Source organism: Streptomyces longisporus (assembly GCF_039532765.1).
Taxonomy (GTDB): Bacteria; Actinomycetota; Actinomycetes; order Streptomycetales; family Streptomycetaceae; genus Streptomyces; species Streptomyces longisporus.
Genome location: NZ_BAAASG010000027.1, coordinates 86,367 through 104,120 on the forward strand (window position 1 = coordinate 86,367; position 17,754 = coordinate 104,120).

The window sequence follows — 17,754 nt, forward strand, 5'->3', positions numbered from 1 at the left end:
CGGGTCAGACCTCCAGGAGGGTGTCGAAGGCGGGCGGCAGCCGCTTCCAGGCGGCGCGCCCGGCGGCGTACTCGGCGTCGGTCAGCAGACAGGACTCCAGCAGGTGTGCGAGCCCGTCGCGGTCGAGGCCGGGCGAGGTGAAGACGAGGTGCTGGCAGCAGTCGCCGTGCTCGGGATGCCAGTCCAGCGCGGCGGCGGCCCGGCGCACGGGCGGGACCATGTCCCAGGCGGCGTCGGGAAGCGAGGCCAGCCAGGGCCCCGCGCTCTCCACGCACAGGGCCCCGCCCGCCGCGTCCCAGTGCAGCAGGGTGTCCGGCTTGTCGGCGAGCCAGAACCGGCCCCGGCTGCGGGCGGCGGCGCAGGTCAGATCCTCCAGGGCCGCGTACAGCCGCTCCGGGTGGAAGGGGCGGCTGCGGTGCCAGACGAGGGTGGAGACACCGTGCGCATCGGCCTCGGCGGGCAGGAGCGCGCAGGCCGGGTGCTGGGCGGCGGCCGCCGCCTCGACGTCGAAGCCCGCGAGGGCGGCCACGGCCAGGTCGCCGTGCCCGATGACGACCTGGCGGGCCGTCGGGTGGAGCTGGGCGAGCAGCTCGCGGTCCTCCTCGTCGGCCTCCTCGGAGTCGGTGACGGCGAGGACGGGGGCGTACTCCAGCTGGCGCGCGAACGTGTCGGCGACCGTCCGCTGGTCCGTGGCCGCCGCGGCGAGGCCCCCGTCGGCGAGGTCGTCGCCGTTGCCGAGACAGGGCAGGACGAGCGCCGGGTCCACGGCGGTGATCACGCCGGTGACCGTCAGGCCTCCCGCCACGACCACCTCGGCCATGGCCTTGGGCTCGACGGAGTCCCACAGCTCGACGACGGCGAGGCGGGTGTCCCCCGCGTCCGCGAGCCGGCGCAGCTCGGGGACCAGGTCCTCCCTCAGGGCACAGCACGCGCAGTCGTTGACCAGGGGCGCCTCACCGGCCGACACGAGACCGGTGGCGTCACGGATCGTCCGTACGACCGTGCCCGCCGCGGCCGTGGCGAGGTCGTGGTGGAGCACGACGCTGCCGGGGACCTCGGCCAGCAGCCGGGCGACGGCCGCCTTGCGGGCGTCGGCGTGCAGCCCGCCGACGATCACCACCGACAGGCTCACGCTCCGCCCCGCTTCCCGAACCGGCGCTCGAAGCGCTCCACACGGCCGGCGGTGTCCAGGACACGGGCGGTGCCGGTGTAGAAGGGGTGGCTGACGTTCGAGATCTCGACGTCCACGACGGGGTACGTGTGGCCGTCCTCCCACTCGATCGTCTTGTCGCTGCTCATCGTGGAGCGGGTGAGGAAGGCGTGGTTCGCGGCACGGTCCCGGAAGACGACGGGACCGTAGGCCGGGTGGATTTCCTTGCGCATGACGGTGGTTCAGCGCTCCTCTCGGAAGTCGACGTGGCGGCCGGCGACCGGGTCGTACTTGCGCAGGGTCATGCGATCGGGGTCGTTGCGGCGGTTCTTGCGGGTCACGTAGGTGAAGCCGGTCCCTGCCGTGGACCGGAGCTTGATGACCGGGCGGAGTTCGTTGCGAGCCATGGTGGTACCTTACTGAAAATGAATTCCATTAGCGACATCACTTCGGGGATCACTTCAGGAGAGGTACGTCACCCATGTCCGCGCACTGCATGCTGACCGGCGCCCGGCCGGGCTTCGGCAACCGCATCTCCCACTCCCACCGGCGGACCTCCCGCCGCTTCGACCCCAACATCCAGAGCAAGCGGTACTGGCTGCCGAGCGAGGGCCGGTACGTACGGCTGCGGCTGAGCGCGAAGGGGATCAAGACCGTCGACGCGATCGGCGTCGAGGCGGCCGTGGCGCGGATCCGTGCGCGGGGGGTGCGGGTCTGATGGCGAAGAAGAGCAAGATCGCGAAGAACGAGCAGCGGCAGGCGATCGTCGCGCGGTACGCCGAGCGGCGCGCCGAGCTGAAGGAGATCATCCGGCGGCCTTCGTCGACCGAGGCGGAACGGCTCGCCGCCCAGCGTGAGTTGCGGCGCCAGCCGCGCGACGCCGGCGCGACCCGCGTACGCAACCGGGACCAGGTGGACGGGCGGCCGCGGGGGTACTTCCGGGCGTTCGGGCTGTCCCGGGTGTCGTTGCGGGGACAGGCGCATGCCGGGTATCTGCCGGGGGTGCGCAAGTCGTCCTGGTGAGGGCGGGCGGCCGCGGTCGGGTCCGGTGGGGGCGGGTGGGTCCGGTGAATCTCACAGCCGCTCCTCATGGGCCGGACGGCCGTCCCTGGTAGCTTGCTGCGGGCGCTCGGGCCTGCGGCCCGGCCCACCGGCTACGGCTTGCCCCTGCTCGTTGCTACTGCTTGGGAGCTACCAGTGACTTCGGCGACCTTCACGCGTCCTGCCCGCACCGTGTCGCGCCGGCAGCTGCGGATCGCGGCCGCCGCCGCGGGGCTGGCGGGTGCGCTCGTGCTCACCGCGTGCAGCAGCGGCGGTGGCTCCAAGGACGACTCCTCGTCCAGCCCCTCCGCCTCCGCCTCCGCCTCCGCCTCCACCTCCACGGCAGGCACGGGCGGCGGCACCGGCGGGACGACGAGCGCGTCCGACAGCATGCAGGGCAGCTGGCTCGCCACGACCGGCGGCAAGGCCGTCGCCCTGGTGATCACCGGCAAGCAGGCCGGGCTCTTCTCGACCGGCGGCTCCGTGTGCAGCGGGACCGCGGGCAAGGAGGCCGGGATGCAGATGATCCACCTCACCTGCACCAAGGGCGGCAAGGAGCGGGCGACGGGGATGGTCGACTCCGTGTCCAGGAGCTCGCTGAAGATCACCTGGTCGGGCACCGTGGGCAAGGAGACGTACACCAAGGCGGAGGGCGGGACCCTGCCGTCGGGGCTGCCGACGGCGAACCTCGGCCAGTAGTCCGGCAGGGCGGGCAACCGCCGCGGGCGATCGTGCGTGATGATCCATGCACGCGATCAACGGCATCGCGCCGCCGAGCACCAGCAGAGCACCAGAGGATCCACATGCGCGCCACCCCCATCACCGTCGCCGCTCTCGCCGCGGCGCTCCTTCTGACCGCCTGTGACAGCAGCGGCGGCGACAGCGGCTCCAGCAACAAGAACAAGGCCGGCGACGCCTGCACGCTCGACGCCGTCGGGGTGCAGGTCGCGGCGAGCGCCGCCCCGTCGGCCGGGGATTCCGGCAATGTCACCGTCACGCTCACCAACCGCGGCTCCAAGTGCACCCTGAACGGCTTCCCGGCCGTCGATCTCCAGGGCGGCAAGGCGTCGGGGGCCGTCCCCGCGGACAAGGCCGCGAAGGCGCAGAAGCTGACGCTTGCCAAGGGCGCGACGGCTTCCTTCACGATCACGTACGTGCGGGGTGCGGCGGGGGGAGCCAAGAGCCTGCCGGTGAAGACGGCGAAGTTCACGCTGCCCGGTTCCAGCGCCGGTCACAGCTTCAAGTGGACGTACGGCGAGGTCGCCGTCAAGGGTGCTGCGGGTGCGGCGAACGCTTCGGTGAGTCCGTTCCAGCAGGCTGGGGACTGACGCTCCGGGGCCGTCGTGGCTTCTCGCGCCCACGCGGCGGAGCCGCACATCGACACAGCCCCCGCCCCTATCGGGGCGCCACCTGGGCCCGGTCGGCAGCTTGGGCTCCCTCCGTCCAGCCCGCCTCGTCGTTCACCCCTCTGAGGCGGGTGGTGGTGGTCTCGGGGAACATGCGGTCCGTGTGGGTCGTGACTGCGACCTCGCGGGACGCCAGTACCGGGAGCAGGTCGTCGGTCACTTGCGTCTCGGCGGCCGTCGCGAGGCGGGTGCCTATGCGGTGGGCGTAGGCCGCGAGGAAGGACTGCCGGAAGGTCCTGGTGCGTTTGCGGCCGCCCGCCCGCTGGGCGCTCTCCGCCTTCGTCATCGCCATCGTGGCCTGGACGAGGAGCGAGGTGTAGAGGAGCTCGACGGCTTCCAGGTCGGCTTCGAAGCCGACGACGGTGGAGAATCCCAACGGCTCGTTCCACACGGCCCGGCAGTGGTTCGCGGTGGCGACCGCGTCCAGCAGCACCGCCTTGGCCTGCTCGTACGGTGCCTCGACGCCGATACGGCAGGCCCCGGGGGCGTCCGGGGAGGGCGCCCGGGCCGCGAGCAGCGCCTCGTCGATGCTGTGCCGGGCCATCAGCTCCTGCGCCTTGGCGGACAGCGCCTCCGCCTCCTCCGGGAACCCGGTCGCCTCCGCCTTGGCGAGCAGCGCGCGGATGCGGGTGAGCATGCGGGACTCGGATGCCGGGCCGGCTCCGCGGGCGGAATCGGGCCGCCGCGTGGGCTCGTCGAGGGGTTCGAGGGACGGCAGGCGCAGCAGCAGGCGGTACAGCTCCAGGACGGTGGTCGCGTGCGAGAAGCGGTCGGTGCGGGGCGGGGTGCCGGTGGCCTCGGCGGTTTCGGCCGCTGCGGCGGGGAGCTCGGCCAGCTGCGCGGTCCAGCGGGGGCCGCGCGGGCCGTCGTACGGCGCCTGCGCCCGGATCAGCGCCGAAGCCAGACGTACGTGCGTGTCGTCCAGCTCACGTCGTACGATCCGGACGACGTCGGCGGGCTGCCAGCCGCGCCGCCAGGCCGTCGCGACGAACTCCCGGCCTCGGCGGGCGAGTTCGTCGTCCGCCGCCGGGTCCGCGGCCAGCAGGGAGGCGCCCGTGTCGAGGGCGGTGTCGGTCTCGGCGTACAGGGCGGCCTTGAAGGCGCGTTCGACGGTGCTGGACGGAGTGCTGGTCACTCGTCGATCGTGCCACGCGGCACTGACAGCCGGGTCAGCCGCCGATGAGGGTCAGCGCGCGGTCGAGGGCGTCCGGGGCCGGGCACGGGACGTCGGGGAGGACGCCGGTGCCTTCCCAGTTGGTGCCGGAGACCGGGTTGACGGCACGGGCGACCGGGATGGTGGCCTCCAGGTTCGGGTGGACCGTCCAGCCCTCCCGCGGGTGGGCGCCGCCGCGGGTGCTCTCCCCCACGACGGTCGCGCGGCCCAGCTGCTGGAGGTCGTAGGCCAGTTCCTCGGCGGCCGAGAAGGTGCCGGGACCGGTGAGGACGTGGACCGGCTTGGTGCCGCCGAAACGGGCACCGGGGACGTGCGGCAGCGTCCAGGACTGGTCGTGGCGGTCGCCCACGCGCGCGTACATGGTGTTGAGGTGGGTGCGCTCGTCCAGGAGGTAGCTGCAGACGAAGGCGACTGTGTCCGGGTCGCCGCCGCCGTTGCCCCGCAGGTCCAGGACGAGCGCTTCGGCCCGGGCGACCAGGGTGAGCGCGGCGGCGAGCGGCTCGGCCGACCAGGACAGCGGGAAGAGGAAGGGGGCCAGTTCGAGCAGGGCGGTGCCGCCCGTCAGCAGCTCGACCCGGGGCACACCGCCCAGGGAGGCGTCGAACTCGCGGCGCATCGCGGCTTCCGCCGCCTCGCCCTGGCCTTGCGGCACCTGCTCGAGGTGGTACAGGAGACGCAGGTGCGGATCGCCGTTGACGGACTGCAGATCCGCGGTGACCAGTTCGCTCAGCTCCTCGGCGCTCTCCACGTCGTACGCCCCCTCCGCCAGGCGCCGACGCAGCAGCAGGGCCAGTTGCTCGGCGGCCTCCGGGAAGACGTAGTGCTCGGTGAGGAGCCGGGCCGTCTCGTCGACGAGCGCGGGAACGTCGGTGACGGGGACGGGAGTCGGGGCGGCGGCAGGGGCCGTGGAGGAGCTCGTCGTCAGCGTGGTCGTGGTCATGACAGACGAGTCAATCACCGCCCGCATGTGCCCCACACGGCGTTTCCCGGACCCGTCCCACCCGCCACCCTCAAGTGTCAACCCGGGGTTGACACCGCCTCCGTGTCAACCTACGGTTGACACATGTCGACGAACCCGAACTTCACGCCATCCGTGCGTCTCGACGAACTCATCGCGGCCATCAAGAAGGTCCACGCCGAACCCCTGGAGCAGCTCCAGGACGCGGTGATCGCGGCCGACCACCTCGGTGAGGTGGCGGACCATCTGATCGGTCACTTCGTGGACCAGGCGCGCCGCTCGGGCGCCTCCTGGACCGACATCGGCAAGAGCATGGGGGTCACCCGGCAGGCGGCGCAGAAGCGCTTCGTGCCCAAGGAGTCCACCGACCTGGACCCGAACCAGGGCTTCGGCCGCTACACCCCGCGCGCCCGCAACGTGGTGATGGCCGCCCACAGCGAGGCGATCGCGGCCCACAACACCGAGGGCCGCCCCGAGCACCTGATCCTCGGACTGCTGGCGGAGCCGGACGGCCTCGCGGCCAAGGCGATCACCGCTCAGGGCGTCCTCCTCGACACCGTGCGCCAGGCGGCGACCGCCGCCCTCCCGCCCGCGGCGGAGGAGGTCCCGGAGCTCGTGCCCTACGGCTCCGACGCCAAGAAGGTCCTGGAACTCACCTTCCGCGAGGCCCTGCGCCTCGGCCACAACTACATCGGCACCGAGCACATCCTGCTGGCCCTGCTGGAGTTCGAGAACGGCGAAGGGGTGCTGGCCGGCCTCGGCCTCGACAAGGCGACGGTGGAGGCCGAGCTCGCCAAGGCCCTCGCGCAGTACCTGCAGGTCCCCGGCGAGGAGAGCTGACCTCCTGCCGGGAGGCCACTGTCAGACCCCCTGCCACACTCGCAACCATGACCGACCGCTGGGCGCTCGCCCCGGCCGAGGACGGTGGCGTGGAGCTCGCCCCCCTCGGCCCGGACGGGCTGCTCGCCGGGCCGGTCCGTTGGGAGCCCGACCTCGCGACGGCCGTGCGGGGGCGGCCGGAGGTCGTGCGGTGGGTGTGGCGTTCCACGGCCGAGGTGTATCCGCGTCTGCTCGCCACGGGGGTGCGAGTGGAGCGGTGCTACGACATCGAGGACGCCGAGACCCTCCTGCTGGGCCACGAGGGGCGGTACGGCGAGCCGCGCTCGGCGGCCGCCGCTCTGGCCCGGCTCCGCGGCGGCCCCGTACCGCCCGACCCGCCCCTGCGCTCCGCCGAACCGGGTGCGCAGTCCCCGCTCTTCGAACCGCAGACCGTCCATGTGCCGCTGCCCGACCTCGTCGAGGTGTACGCCGAGCAGCAACGCCGGCACGACGCCACCGCGCACCCCGACCGGATGCGGCTGCTGACCGCCGCCGAGTCGGCGGGGATGCTGGTGGCCGCCGAGATGAACCGCGCCGGGCTGCCCTGGAGCGCCGAGGTGCACCGCCGGGTGCTGCACGAACTGCTCGGCGAGCGGTACGCGGGTGGTGGCGAGCCCCGCCGCCTCGCCGAGCTCGCGGACGAGGTGTCCGCCGCCTTCGGGCGCCGCGTCCGGCCCGATCTGCCCGCGGATGTCATCAAGGCGTTCGCGCAGGCCGGGATCAAGGTGAAGTCGACCCGGCGCTGGGAGATCGAGTCCGTCGACCACCCGGCGGTGAAGCCGCTGGTCGAGTACAAGAAGCTGTACCGCATCTGGGTCGCCCACGGCTGGTCCTGGCTGCAGGACTGGGTGCGGGACGGGCGGTTCAGGCCCGAGTTCCTCGCGGGCGGGACCGTCACCGGCAGATGGGTCACCAACGGCGGCGGCGCCCTGCAGATCCCCAAGGTCATCCGGCGCGCGGTGGTCGCCGACCCCGGCTGGCGACTGGTCGTCGCGGACGCCGACCAGATGGAACCGCGGGTGCTGGCCGCCATCTCCCGCGACCCGGGGCTGATGGAGGTGGCCGGGCGGGAGACCGACCTCTACCAGTCGGTCTCCGACCGGGCCTTCTCCGGCGACCGCGCCCAGGCCAAGCTCGCCGTCCTCGGGGCGGTCTACGGCCAGACCTCCGGAGACGGCCTGAAGAACCTCGCCGCCCTCAGACGCCGCTTCCCCAAGGCGGTCGCATACGTGGACGACGCGGCGCGCGCGGGTGAAGAGGGGCGGCTCGTGCGGACCTGGCTGGGGCGGACCTGCCCACCGGCCGCCGGGGCGGGCGAGGACGCGGCGGAGGAGGCGGGGATCCCGCAGGAAGAACCGGCCGAAGCCCCCGCCGGGGCCGAGTGGGTGCCGGGGTACGCCTCCACCAACACCCGCGCCCGCGGCCGCTTCGCCCGCAACTTCGTCGTCCAGGGGAGCGCCGCCGACTGGGCGCTGCTGGTGCTTGCCGCGCTGCGGCAGAGCTGTGCGGGCATGGCGGCCGAGCTGGTCTTCTTCCAGCACGACGAGGTGATCGTGCACTGTCCCGAGCGGGAGGCGGAAGCGGTGGTGGCGGCGATCCGGGAGGCGGCGGAGCTGGCGGGACGGCTGACGTTCGGGGAGACGCCCGTGCGGTTCCCGTTCACCACGGCGGTGGTGGAGTGCTATGCGGATGCGAAGTGAGCGGTGCCGGAGTGTGGGGGGAGGGGGTTTCGCCGGCCCGCGCCTGCGGGGTGCCGCCCGCAGGCTAGGGACCCTCGTCGAGCAGTTCCCTCAGTTCGGCCACCACTGCCTTCTCGTCCGTGCCGTCCAGGGCGTCAAGTGCCGCGTGCCACTGTTCGTACGCCTGCTCGGTGCTCCCCCGCTCGCGCAGCAGAAGCCCGTGCTGGTGGCGGGCGAGTCCGCTCGTGTAGCGGTCGGCGCGGGCGTCCGCGCGATGGAGGAGTTCGGCGCACTCGGCGGCGGCCCGTTCCGTGCGGCCGAGCAGCCGCAGGGCGCGCACCAGCCCGAGCCGGGTCTGGGACTCACCGTGCCAGTCGCCGTGGCCGCCGAGGATGCGCAGGCTCTCCTCGAAGTGGGGTACGGCGGCGGCCGGTTCCCCGAGGGTGAGGTGGGCATAGCCGATGTTGCAGTGCGCGGAGTGCTGCACGATCACGGCACCGATCTCGTCGCCGATGGCGAGCGACAGCCGGTGCTGCTCGATCGCGGCCCGCGGGTCGGTGTGCTCGTACAGATTGCCGAGGTGGCTGTGGGTCACGGCCTCGCCGTGCGGGTCGTTCAACTGCCGTGAGTACTCCAGGCTCTGGCGCAGGGCCCGGCCCGACTCCTCGTAGCGGCCGAGCCCTTCGAGCAGCAGGCCGCGGTTGTTGAGGCAGCGGCGCATCCAGGAGACGTGGCCGAGCCTTCGCCAGATCGTCAGGGCCCGGTCGTTGAGGTCGAGGGCCTCGCTCTGCCGTCCGGTCAGGAAGTGCTGCCCGGCGAGGTCGCCCAGCGCGTACGCCTCGGCGGCCTCGTCACCGAGTCGCCGGGCCACGCGCAGGGCGGCCCGGCCGAGCACCTCCATCTCGGCGACCCGGCCACTGCGCAGCACGTACGGGAAGAAGAGGCGGATCAGTGTCGAGATACGGGCTGCCCTGAGCGTCTGTACGTCGGAGTCGGCACCGGTGTCCTCGGCGTACCGCTCGACCAGTGTGACGATGTTCACCAGCTCCGTGTCCCCCCAGGCGAAGGCCTGACCAGCGGATTCGAAGGCGGGGAGGGCGGCGACATGTGCCGCGTGGTCCGACGGCTGGGCCGCGGTCGGGCGGCGGCGGTCGTCCTGGTCGAGGCCGGGTTCGACGATCGCGGTGAGGACGCGCTCGGCGACGGCGGCGTACCAGGGCAGGGCGGCATCCACGTCGCCGGCGCCCCCGGCCAGTTCGCGGGCGAAGTCGCGGACCAGGTCGTGCGGGGCGTAGCGGCCGTATGCCGTCTCCTCCAGGAGGGCCACGTCGACGAGCCGGTCCAGTGCGGCCTCGGCGCGGCGCTCGTCGGTGCCGACCAGGTGGGCGAGGAGCGGGGCGCCGTACGCGGGCAGGTCGAGCGCGCCGATCCCGCGCAGCACGAGGGCGGCGTCCCGGTCGGCCTCCCGCTCCGAGGCGGCGAGCGCGTCATGGGCGACGGCCAGGGAGCGGCGCACGCTCAGGTCGTCGTACTCCAGGTGATGCAATCTGCTTTCGGTGGCGGCGAGCTGACCGGCCAGGACCTCGGGGGTGAGCGCTCGGCGGGCGGCGAGGCGGGCGGCGACGATGCGCAGCGCGAGCGGGAGGCGGCCGGTGAGTTCGACGAGGGGATGGGCCGCGTCCAGGGCGTCGCGGCCGGAGACCGCTCGCAGCAGCTCGGCGCTCTCCTCACCGCTCAGGGGGGTGAGCGGGAAGCGGCGGGCGCCGTCGAGGGCGGTCAGCGGCGAACGGCTGGTGACGATCACGGCGCAGCCGGCGCCGGCCGGCAGCAGCGGCCGTACCTGAGCGGCGTGCGCGGCGTCGTCGAGGAGCAGGAGGGTGCGGGTCGGGGCGAGCAGGGAGCGCAGCAACGCGGCGGCCGCGTCCGGGTGTTCGGGGATGAGGCGGGGCTCGGTGCCCAGGTCGCGCAGCAGAGCGGCGAGAGCCTGGGTGGGCGGGAGGGGGGTCATACCGGGGGTGGCGCCGTGCAGGTTGATGTACAGCTGACCGTCGGGGAAACGTTCCCTCAGGGTGTGGGCGACCTGCAGCGCGAGGGCGCTCTTGCCCACGCCTGCCATGCCGCTGATGACGGCCACGGCAGGGGTCCGGCCCGGCTCAAGGGTGCTGCGGAGGTCGTCGAGGGCGAGGGCGCGGCCCGTGAAGTGGGCCGGTGGAGGCGGTAGTTGGGCAGGCCGGGGCGGCTGCGGGAGGGCCGGTGCGGGGTCGTCCGTGCCGCCGGACGCGGTGTCGTCCTCGCGCGGGGCGCCGGGGAACCCGGTGGTGGCGAGCACCTCCACGTGCGCCTCCTGCACGGCCGGGCCGGGTTCCACGCCCAGTTCCTCCACCAGGCGGGCGCGCAGATCCCGGTGGACGGCCAGGGCCTCGGCCTGGCGGCCGGTGCGGTGCAGGACGAGCATCAGCTGACGGTGGTACGCCTCCCGGAGCGGATACTCGGCGGCCAGTGCGGCCAACTCCGGAACCAGACCGTCCAGTCGCGCACCGTCGACGGCGAGCTCGGCGTCGTAACGCCACTCCAGAAGCAGCAGCCGCGCCTCCTTCAGGCGCTGGACGAAGGCGTATCCGCCCAGCTCGGCGGGGAGCCCGTTCAGCGGGGTGCCGCGCCACAGGGCGAGCGCGGACGTGCACTCGCGCACGACCCGCTCCCAGTTGCGGGCGGCGAACGCGCCGCGCGCCGTTGCGACATGGCGCTCGAAGACATGCACGTCCAGTTCGCCCTGCTCGACGCGCAGCACATAGCCGGGCGGCACCGCCCGCAGCCGCTCAGGGTCGTCGAGCAGCCTTCGCAGCCGGGCCACATGGTTGTGCAGCGAGGCCTGCGCGGACGCGGGCGGCGCCCCGCCCCACAGCGCGTCCTTGAGCGACTCGACGGAGACGACACGGCCGGCTTCGAGGAGCAGGGCGGCGAGCAGGGTGCGCACCTTGGGGCTGCCGACGGCCTTGACGTCGACCTCGCCGGAGGCCTCCGTGGCGTCACCCGAGTCGCCCGCCTCGCCGTGGACGTCGTAGAGAACCGGCGGCCCCAGCAGTCCGAACCGCAGCTGGCCCCGCCTCACGCCCCCCACTGCCTTCCCGCGTCCCTGGCGGATTCCCGCCCTCGTCACGGCGGTTTCCCGCCACCTGTGCCACGGCGGTCGCCGCCGGAATCCGTACGGCTGCGGCCGTCCGGCGCTGCCGGCCGACGGCTTCGCGCCAGTCGACCGAGGCCGGAACGGAGAACCGTTGGCCACATGTTAGCGATCCGTTGGTGCCACCTGATGTGATCACTTCATCGGATCTGGCCCGGGGGTGCGCGCGTAGAACGCGCAACTCGGGGGAGTGACGCCGCCGTGGCCGGATCCGTGGGACGTCAGAGGGTCCCGGTCGGCGGAGGTGAACGCCCGGGACCCTCGTCCCCTCCGCCGTCTCCCGTCAGATGACGGGCGGCCGTCCCTGCCGCGCCAGCCGCCACACGGTCCGCCACCGCATGGGCCGCCGCTCGCCGGCCGGTTCCCTGAAGCCCTCCACGAACCCGCCGAACCAGGCGCGCAGCCCCGCCCCCGACCGGGTCCGTACGAGGGTGAGCAGCATCCAGATCACCAGGTGTACGGGGATGAGCGGCAACGGCAGCCGACGGCGGACGAGCCAGACCCGGTTCCGTGCGTTCACCCGGTAGTAGATGGCGTGCCGGGCCGGGGAGGTCTTCGGGTGCTGGAGCAGCAGTTCGGGCGCGTACAGGATCCGCCAGCCGGCGTCGGCGGCCCGCCAGGCCAGGTCGGTCTCCTCGTGGGCGAAGAAGAACTCGGCGGGCCAGTCCCCGATCTCGTCGAGCATGGCGGTCCTCAAACCGTGGCCGCCGCCGAGGAACCCGGTGACGTAACCGCCCCGCATCGGGTCGGAGGCGCCGACCCGGGGCACGTGCCGCTGCTGGGTCTCGCCGTGCTCGTCGGCGATGCGGAAGCCGACGATGCCGAGCTCGGGGTCGGCGGCGAACAGGTCCCGTACCCGCCGCAGCACATCGGCGTCGACGAGCAGCCCGTCGTCGTCCAGTTCCACGACGACGTCGATGTCCCCGAACTCCCGCAGCCGGGCCAGCGCCTGGTTGCGGCCGCCCGGGCAGCCGAGGTTCTCGTCGAGTTCCAGGAGGGTGACCTCACCGGGAAGCGCCAGCCGCTCGGCGAAGTCCGGCAGCGGGCAGCCGTTGCCGACGATCACGATCCGCGCGGGCGCCAGGTCCTGCTTGGCCACGGACTCCAGCAGGGCGTCGACCTCGGCGGGCCTGTTTCCCATGGTCACCACGGCGACCGCGATCCGCAGTGCTCCCAGGTCCTGCATGCCCTTCACCCCATCACGGCCGCCGGCAATCCCGGCCGCGATGCTAGCCGTTCACGGTAAGGACTTTCCGAGTACGCCGATTCTTGGGTCAGGCGTGGCGGGCGGTACGACGGTACTCCCTGCGCCGTACGAACTTCAGCCCCGACCAGTCCTCCCCCAGCGCGGCGACCTTCACGTCAACCACGCCGAGCGGGAGGCAGAGGTCCCGCAGATCGTTCTCGGCGATGTCGCTGACGTGCCCGGCGGCCTTGCGGGGCCAGGCGATCCACAGCATGGCGTGGTCGGCGAGAGCGGCCGCCAGGGCGGGGGCCTCGGCGGCCAGGGCGGCGTGGGTCCGGTAGAAGGCGAGGGTGATGTCGGCACCGCGGGGACCGTCCGCCGTGAACTCCACCCCGTCGGGCAGCCCGGGGATGTCGAACGGGTCCGGAGCGTGCAGAAGTGCCACCCGGTGCCCCGCCTTGATGCCGATCTTCCTGGCGAGCGGGGTACCGGAGTACCCACCGCCCGCAGCACCGGACCCGCTCATCGCCCGCCTCCATGGTTGCCTGCCGCCTCGGTCGGCCTCCATCGTGCCGGAGGGCGCCGTCAGCCCGCCCGTGCCGCGGCCTGGGTCGTGACCAGTTCCCGGTACGGGGCGCAGCGGGCCATGAGCTCGGGGTGGGTGGCCATGTCGACGAGGGTGCCGTCGCCGAGCATCACCACGTGGTCGGCGTGCCGCACCGTGGACAGACGGTGGGCGACACGAGGGCGATCTGCCGGCCGATCCCCATCACGCGGCCGATCGCCGTTCTCCATGCTGATCATGCCGCTCCAGGTCAGCGTGAACCGCTGACCAGTCACATGGACGCGTTGGTGATCCTGCCGTGCCGTGGCGATCAACCGAGCAGCTGCCGAGAACGAAGGATGAGGCGAAGAAATCTTAAGAAGGTCGCCGACAACACCGTCGCGGCCGACACGAAACACGCTGAGGAATGCCCAGGATTCACCGCCGTGAGCCGAGCGGGGACGAGCTTCGGGAGCAACTGGGAGACAAGCCCGTCTACCTCCTGGGCGACAAGGGGAAGATCCAACGCCTCACCGCGAAGGGCCCAGCAGATTTGACCGACGCGGACCGGGATCTGCTGGGCGTGCCGCTGAAACAGAACGGGGCGAACAAGGACACCGTTCCCCGTCGGCCCAGAAATCCGAACAACCCCTATGCCTGGTGGGAGAGCACCAATGAGGAGAAGGCCGCGCGAGCCAGGAAGCACTCGGCCGAGGTTCCGTTCCATGAGGACGACCTGTCACGGGCGACCGCGCCGGCACGGCACGAGCAGGGAAGCCACGGAAACTACACGCCCCACAAACAGACCGGTGAGCCGGTCTTCTCCAGTAACAACTACGCAGCCATGCGGGTCCGATACGATCACGAAGGGGGCGAGCGGGAATTCATTCCGGTCGGCCGGAGCAACAATCCGATCCACTCCGAGAAGGTGCTCGGTGCAGTAACAGCAGCGACAGCTCGGCCTGATGCAGAAATGGATGCCCCATGTCAACGTCACACACAGCTAAATAATCACGAGCATTAGCTACCGTGAATGCCACGATATGGTCGCCCGATGAGCGTCGAGACCGAAAGTACGGAATTCTATGAGCCCTTTGATCGACCGGACTCGGATGGAGTCGGTCTTCAGCGCCGACGATCTGGTCGCTCCGGACGACGGTGTGCTGGCTGCCATCGCGCATGAGCCGACCCGGGTCTTCCTGCGCGAGGTCGGTCTCCCGGACCAGGTGGGCTGGTTCGAGATGGACCAGTTCCTTCTCGACGGTGACCTGCGGTGCGGCGTGGCAGGCCGTCGCGGAGAAGTACCCGTACTGCCCGTTCGACATGTCGGCCTGGCTGACGCTCGGAGGGATCGCCCTTGACGACGTCATCGTGGACACCGCCACCGGCATTGTGTACTGCATCCCCGAGGATGGCGCTCCGCACCTGCTCAACAGCAGCGTCGACGCCCTGGCCTACTTCCTGCACGCGCTGGAGGAGAAACGGCCGGCGTACGACGCCGAGGCCAGCACCGACGAGGGGGTCGACCCCGAGGGCGCCGCGGACAGTCTTTTGCATCGGATGCGCCAAGCGGACCCCGTCGCCATGGAGAATCCCGAATCATCCTGGTTCACGGTTCTGCGGCATGTGCGCAACCTCCTACGGGACTAGCACCGCGCGCGGACCGATTCGCGGGCCGGCACACGGGTACCGACCCTGCCCGAAGCCGCCGTGTTGGCGCGGATCGACGGGCTGGTCCTGCCACTTCGGGTGAATCCGCACTTGGAGGGAACCGTCCGGAGCATCCTCATCGGATACGACGAGCCCGAGCGGTTCGTGAACTCCACCCCTGAGGCGTTCGCCGACGGCCTGCTGCAGCTTGACACCCTCCTGGAAGCCATAGCCGCCGCCGAAGACCCCGGGGAGGCCGCCACCGCCTTTCACGCCACGGAACGGGCGCTGCGGACCGCCGACCCGCAGGCCTTCGCCGATACGGAGAACTGGTGGCCCCTGGTACTGGAAGACATCCGCACCACCAGCAGCGTCGAGGCCTACGCGACATTCGAGTTCGTCACCCCTGGACGGCGACAGGCACCGGGTGACCGAGTCGGGGTCCATCTGCGTGCATCCCGAGGAGCGGACCTGGTCAGCGATGTACGCGGTCGGCATCGAACCCGAACAGGTCACCCGCATCCACACCGAGTTGCGAGCGTGCTTCATACCGGGCCCCTACTGCGCGCTGTGGCTGCAGCTGATGTTCCCGGACGCCTCACTGACCCACAACATCGCCTACGGTGACAGCGCCGCCGAACGAGCCGACGGAATCCGGCGACTGCAGGAGGCCGCCGCCCAGGACACCGGACCGGCCCGGCCATGACGGCATCCGACACCGCGGCCGGGCTCCCCCTGGACGCCCCGGCAGCCCGCGTCGCCCGGTCCGACCGGCGAGTCCACCTCTGGCACCTGCTCAGCGGACGGATGGCCGAGCTGCCGAACCCGCACCACGGCCAAGCCCTGGCGGTCACCGGTGACGGCCACCTGGTGACCGCCGGGCGAAACGGCGTGCACAGCACACGGCTTGGACTCGCCGCACTATGGGCTTCACCCTCGGCAGACCACCCAGCCGGCCCGCAGAGCCGAGCCGGCTGAGGGGCGGCTCCAGGACGCTGCGCCCGGCCACAGGCGAACGCGCGGCTGGTGTAAGCCTCTTGGCCCCCTGAGTGGGGATCGATGCGGGTGATCCGTCCTGCCCCAGGTCGGCAAGAAGGCCACGCGGAAGAAGCGGGAGAAGCGGGAGAAGTAGGCCCCAGGCCACCCCGCTCACGCATCGCTCACGCAAGCCATTCCATGGCCCCTGGCCGTGTGACGCGTCACGCACCGAGCAACACAAAAGTCCAGGTCACGGGCTATGTGACCTGGGCTTTTTCAGAGCCGCCTTCGGGATTCGAACCCGAGACCTACGCATTACGAGGACGACAGGGGGCGTGCCGGGCTGTGCTGCGCGGTCGCATCAGATCCCGCTTTCGCAGATCAGAGCACATGTCGTGGTCCCGCTGTTCGTACCCCGTGCTGCACCGTCCACAGGCGTCCGCGCCCCCCTGTCGGCTGATGAAGTGCCGCATCTGCGCAGACAACCGCCCTTGCCACCATGCCAGCACAGCTTGTCGAGAGCGAACAGCCGAAACGGCTCGGGGCAGGGAAGCAGTCCGGTCGGCTTCGTTCGGTGGATCGCGGCAGGAATTCCGCCGAAGGGCCTGGATGTCGGCGTACGAATTCCTCTGGCTCGCGGTGAGCTGGGACCAGGGGTAGTCGACCGTCACGGAGACCGGCGTGGAACCGTTGTACGTGACCTGATCACGGCTGAAACCGGCGAAACGGTCGCTGTCGGACTGATCGGCCACGCTCAGACCGGTGGAGCCGATGCCCGGGACGGCCCGTGAGGTCGGAGGTGATGACGTCGGTCACCTGGTATTTGTTGAACCAGTCCAGCGACGCCTCGGTGGCGCCGTTGACATGCCAGTAGACCGGGTAGCAGCTCATCGTGTCGTTGTCCTCGGACGACGGCATGCTCGAGCCCCGTACGCACTCCGGGTTGGGCAGCGTCACGGTGGTGACGGCGCCGGTCTCGAAGGTGATGGTCTGGATGCGGGGCCGGTTGAGCGGCAGGACGTTGTCGGTGGAGGAGTCGACGCGGTCCGGCCGCATCTGGTAGGTGAACGTCACCGGATCCAGGGAGACGGCGGTGCCGTTCTTGCCCGTGTGCCGGATGCTCGCGCGGGCCCCGGCTGCAAGCTCACCGATGCCGACCGCGACCTGGGCACCGGCCTCTGCCTGTGCAAGTTCTGCACCCAAGCCGTCCTCCGCGAGCTGTTCGCCGTGGACGGAGGAGCGGTCGGCGTCGAGTGCTCGACCAGTCGGCACGGACCAGGCCGTCCTTGAGGGGTCCCGCCGGGCTGCCTCACGAGGGTGCGACCGGTGTATCGGCCGCGACAGGGTCCTGGGCTCGCCACCGGAATGTGCCCGCTGCCCAGCCAGGCAACTGAGGCTGGAGCCATGGCAGTTGTGCCGGATCACCCCGCCCGGTTCCGGGGCCACTGAAGGTACCGGGACGAATCGTTTGCGCTCCCATTGCCGAGCCATTCCTATGATCGCCGAGTAGGTATGTGTTGTGAGCGTGACGGGGGCGCTGTGGCGATCGAACTGCCGGGTGAAGTGGTGTCGTTCCTTCAGTTCATCGGGGTGAACTGGCCGAACGTCAATGAGGACAAGGTCCGTGAACTTGCCTCGCATGTGCGGGAGTTCGCCGAGAGCGTGGACAACACCCATCAGGACTCCACCGCGACGATCAAGCGGCTGGGTGATCACTACCAGGGAGCCTCCTACGAGGCGCTGCTGGCGAAGTGGGCGCAGCTGTCGAACGGTCATATGAGCGAGCTGATCCAGGCCTGCCACACCGTGGCCACCGCGCTGGACGTGGCGGCCGACGTCATCGTGGGGATGAAGGTCGAGGCGATCGCCGAACTGGCCGTGCTGGCAGCGACGTTCATCGCCGATCAAGCGGCGGCGGTGGCGAC

21 protein-coding genes and 1 pseudogene are annotated in these 17,754 nt (G+C 71.5%); 12 read left to right on the forward strand and 10 right to left on the reverse strand.

Annotated features, from left to right (window positions below; all coding sequences use genetic code 11):
* Positions 1-4: 4 nt before the first annotated feature.
* The 3 genes from ABD355_RS40830 to rpmG are packed head-to-tail and all read right to left on the reverse strand — an operon-like array spanning position 5 to position 1,557.
* On the reverse strand, positions 5-1,132 hold the full coding sequence (locus ABD355_RS40830) for a CobW family GTP-binding protein (RefSeq protein ID WP_344406274.1): 1,128 nt from the start codon (positions 1,130-1,132) through the stop codon (positions 5-7).
* Positions 1,129-1,383 (reverse strand): type B 50S ribosomal protein L31, encoded by a 255-nt coding sequence (locus tag ABD355_RS40835; protein ID WP_344406275.1) that lies wholly within the window; start codon positions 1,381-1,383, stop codon positions 1,129-1,131. Before ABD355_RS40835 ends, ABD355_RS40830 begins: the two co-directional genes overlap by 4 nt.
* Before the next feature lie 9 nt (positions 1,384-1,392).
* Positions 1,393-1,557: a 50S ribosomal protein L33 gene (rpmG, locus tag ABD355_RS40840; protein WP_015658813.1), complete on the reverse strand. Its 165-nt coding sequence runs from the start codon at positions 1,555-1,557 to the stop codon at positions 1,393-1,395.
* 74 nt (positions 1,558-1,631) lie between these two features.
* Between rpmG and rpmB the strand changes: the two genes are divergently transcribed.
* The 4 genes from rpmB to ABD355_RS40860 all read left to right on the forward strand — a co-directional run bounded on the left by rpmB (position 1,632) and on the right by ABD355_RS40860 (position 3,519).
* Positions 1,632-1,868, forward strand: a complete 237-nt coding sequence (rpmB, locus tag ABD355_RS40845) for a 50S ribosomal protein L28 (protein ID WP_344406276.1) — start codon at positions 1,632-1,634, stop codon at positions 1,866-1,868.
* Complete coding sequence (rpsN, locus tag ABD355_RS40850) at positions 1,868-2,173, forward strand: 30S ribosomal protein S14 (RefSeq protein WP_344406277.1); 306 nt, start codon at positions 1,868-1,870, stop codon at positions 2,171-2,173. The genes rpmB and rpsN overlap by 1 nt, the downstream gene beginning before the upstream one ends.
* A gap of 174 nt (positions 2,174-2,347) precedes the next feature.
* A complete protein-coding gene (locus ABD355_RS40855; RefSeq protein ID WP_344406278.1) occupies positions 2,348-2,890 on the forward strand; it encodes a hypothetical protein in 543 nt (180 codons plus the stop codon).
* A 104-nt stretch (positions 2,891-2,994) separates the two neighbouring features.
* Positions 2,995-3,519, forward strand: a complete 525-nt coding sequence (locus ABD355_RS40860; RefSeq protein WP_344406279.1) for a DUF4232 domain-containing protein — start codon at positions 2,995-2,997, stop codon at positions 3,517-3,519.
* A gap of 67 nt (positions 3,520-3,586) precedes the next feature.
* Here the strand turns inward: ABD355_RS40860 and ABD355_RS40865 are convergent, their stop codons facing one another.
* Positions 3,587-4,732, reverse strand: a complete 1,146-nt coding sequence (locus ABD355_RS40865; RefSeq protein WP_344406280.1) for a DUF2786 domain-containing protein — start codon at positions 4,730-4,732, stop codon at positions 3,587-3,589.
* A gap of 34 nt (positions 4,733-4,766) precedes the next feature.
* Complete coding sequence (locus tag ABD355_RS40870) at positions 4,767-5,711, reverse strand: S41 family peptidase (protein WP_344406282.1); 945 nt, start codon at positions 5,709-5,711, stop codon at positions 4,767-4,769.
* A gap of 123 nt (positions 5,712-5,834) precedes the next feature.
* Here ABD355_RS40870 and ABD355_RS40875 point away from each other — a divergent pair, with 123 nt between their 5' ends.
* Positions 5,835-6,569, forward strand: a complete 735-nt coding sequence (locus ABD355_RS40875; RefSeq protein WP_344406283.1) for a Clp protease N-terminal domain-containing protein — start codon at positions 5,835-5,837, stop codon at positions 6,567-6,569.
* 47 nt (positions 6,570-6,616) lie between these two features.
* Entirely contained in the window at positions 6,617-8,308 is a 1,692-nt protein-coding gene (locus ABD355_RS40880) for a bifunctional 3'-5' exonuclease/DNA polymerase (RefSeq protein WP_344406285.1), read from the forward strand.
* 64 nt (positions 8,309-8,372) lie between these two features.
* Here the strand turns inward: ABD355_RS40880 and ABD355_RS40885 are convergent, their stop codons facing one another.
* From ABD355_RS40885 to ABD355_RS40900, 4 genes are all read right to left on the reverse strand, one after another.
* On the reverse strand, positions 8,373-11,399 hold the full coding sequence (locus ABD355_RS40885) for an AfsR/SARP family transcriptional regulator (protein WP_344406286.1): 3,027 nt from the start codon (positions 11,397-11,399) through the stop codon (positions 8,373-8,375).
* A gap of 355 nt (positions 11,400-11,754) precedes the next feature.
* Entirely contained in the window at positions 11,755-12,657 is a 903-nt protein-coding gene (locus ABD355_RS40890; protein ID WP_425585848.1) for a glycosyltransferase family 2 protein, read from the reverse strand.
* 88 nt (positions 12,658-12,745) lie between these two features.
* The gene (locus ABD355_RS40895; RefSeq protein WP_344406287.1) at positions 12,746-13,183 is read right to left on the reverse strand and encodes a DUF3052 domain-containing protein; all 438 of its coding nucleotides are present in this window, start codon (positions 13,181-13,183) and stop codon (positions 12,746-12,748) included.
* Positions 13,184-13,242: 59 nt separating this feature from the next.
* Positions 13,243-13,461 (reverse strand): hypothetical protein, encoded by a 219-nt coding sequence (locus tag ABD355_RS40900; protein ID WP_344406288.1) that lies wholly within the window; start codon positions 13,459-13,461, stop codon positions 13,243-13,245.
* Between the two features lie 167 nt (positions 13,462-13,628).
* Here ABD355_RS40900 and ABD355_RS40905 point away from each other — a divergent pair, with 167 nt between their 5' ends.
* The 5 genes and pseudogenes from ABD355_RS40905 to ABD355_RS40915 all read left to right on the forward strand — a co-directional run bounded on the left by ABD355_RS40905 (position 13,629) and on the right by ABD355_RS40915 (position 15,557).
* Positions 13,629-14,225: a hypothetical protein gene (locus tag ABD355_RS40905; protein WP_344406290.1), complete on the forward strand. Its 597-nt coding sequence runs from the start codon at positions 13,629-13,631 to the stop codon at positions 14,223-14,225.
* Positions 14,226-14,286: 61 nt separating this feature from the next.
* Positions 14,287-14,562: an SUKH-4 family immunity protein gene (locus tag ABD355_RS44805; RefSeq protein ID WP_425585849.1), complete on the forward strand. Its 276-nt coding sequence runs from the start codon at positions 14,287-14,289 to the stop codon at positions 14,560-14,562.
* A complete protein-coding gene (locus ABD355_RS40910; RefSeq protein WP_344406291.1) occupies positions 14,465-14,851 on the forward strand; it encodes an SUKH-4 family immunity protein in 387 nt (128 codons plus the stop codon). Before ABD355_RS44805 ends, ABD355_RS40910 begins: the two co-directional genes overlap by 98 nt.
* Before the next feature lie 99 nt (positions 14,852-14,950).
* A pseudogene (locus ABD355_RS44810) lies at positions 14,951-15,193 on the forward strand (SUKH-4 family immunity protein); the annotation flags it as partial.
* Between the two features lie 85 nt (positions 15,194-15,278).
* Entirely contained in the window at positions 15,279-15,557 is a 279-nt protein-coding gene (locus ABD355_RS40915) for a nucleic acid/nucleotide deaminase domain-containing protein (RefSeq protein ID WP_344406293.1), read from the forward strand.
* 977 nt (positions 15,558-16,534) lie between these two features.
* Here ABD355_RS40915 and ABD355_RS40920 read toward each other — a convergent pair.
* On the reverse strand, positions 16,535-17,101 hold the full coding sequence (locus tag ABD355_RS40920; RefSeq protein WP_344406294.1) for a Rossmann-fold NAD(P)-binding domain-containing protein: 567 nt from the start codon (positions 17,099-17,101) through the stop codon (positions 16,535-16,537).
* Positions 17,102-17,368: 267 nt separating this feature from the next.
* Here ABD355_RS40920 and ABD355_RS40925 point away from each other — a divergent pair.
* On the forward strand, positions 17,369-17,754 hold a 386-nt coding region (locus tag ABD355_RS40925; RefSeq protein ID WP_344406295.1), incomplete at its 3' end, for a WXG100 family type VII secretion target.

Excerpts from the sequence above, each read along its gene's own strand:
- rpsN (WP_344406277.1), top strand. The coding sequence starts at position 1,868 with ATGGCGAAGAAGAGCAAGATCGCGAAGAACGAGCAGCGGCAGGCGATC.
- ABD355_RS40880 (WP_344406285.1), top strand. The coding sequence starts at position 6,617 with ATGACCGACCGCTGGGCGCTCGCCCCGGCCGAGGACGGTGGCGTGGAG.
- ABD355_RS40835 (WP_344406275.1), bottom strand. The coding sequence starts at position 1,383 with ATGCGCAAGGAAATCCACCCGGCCTACGGTCCCGTCGTCTTCCGGGAC.
- rpmB (WP_344406276.1), top strand. The coding sequence starts at position 1,632 with ATGTCCGCGCACTGCATGCTGACCGGCGCCCGGCCGGGCTTCGGCAAC.
- ABD355_RS40895 (WP_344406287.1), bottom strand. The coding sequence starts at position 13,183 with ATGAGCGGGTCCGGTGCTGCGGGCGGTGGGTACTCCGGTACCCCGCTC.
- rpmG (WP_015658813.1), bottom strand. The coding sequence starts at position 1,557 with ATGGCTCGCAACGAACTCCGCCCGGTCATCAAGCTCCGGTCCACGGCA.
- ABD355_RS44805 (WP_425585849.1), top strand. The coding sequence starts at position 14,287 with ATGAGCCCTTTGATCGACCGGACTCGGATGGAGTCGGTCTTCAGCGCC.
- ABD355_RS40875 (WP_344406283.1), top strand. The coding sequence starts at position 5,835 with ATGTCGACGAACCCGAACTTCACGCCATCCGTGCGTCTCGACGAACTC.
- ABD355_RS40860 (WP_344406279.1), top strand. The coding sequence starts at position 2,995 with ATGCGCGCCACCCCCATCACCGTCGCCGCTCTCGCCGCGGCGCTCCTT.
- ABD355_RS40870 (WP_344406282.1), bottom strand. The coding sequence starts at position 5,711 with ATGACCACGACCACGCTGACGACGAGCTCCTCCACGGCCCCTGCCGCC.
- ABD355_RS40905 (WP_344406290.1), top strand. The coding sequence starts at position 13,629 with ATGCCCAGGATTCACCGCCGTGAGCCGAGCGGGGACGAGCTTCGGGAG.
- ABD355_RS40900 (WP_344406288.1), bottom strand. The coding sequence starts at position 13,461 with ATGATCAGCATGGAGAACGGCGATCGGCCGCGTGATGGGGATCGGCCG.
- ABD355_RS40890 (WP_425585848.1), bottom strand. The coding sequence starts at position 12,657 with ATGCAGGACCTGGGAGCACTGCGGATCGCGGTCGCCGTGGTGACCATG.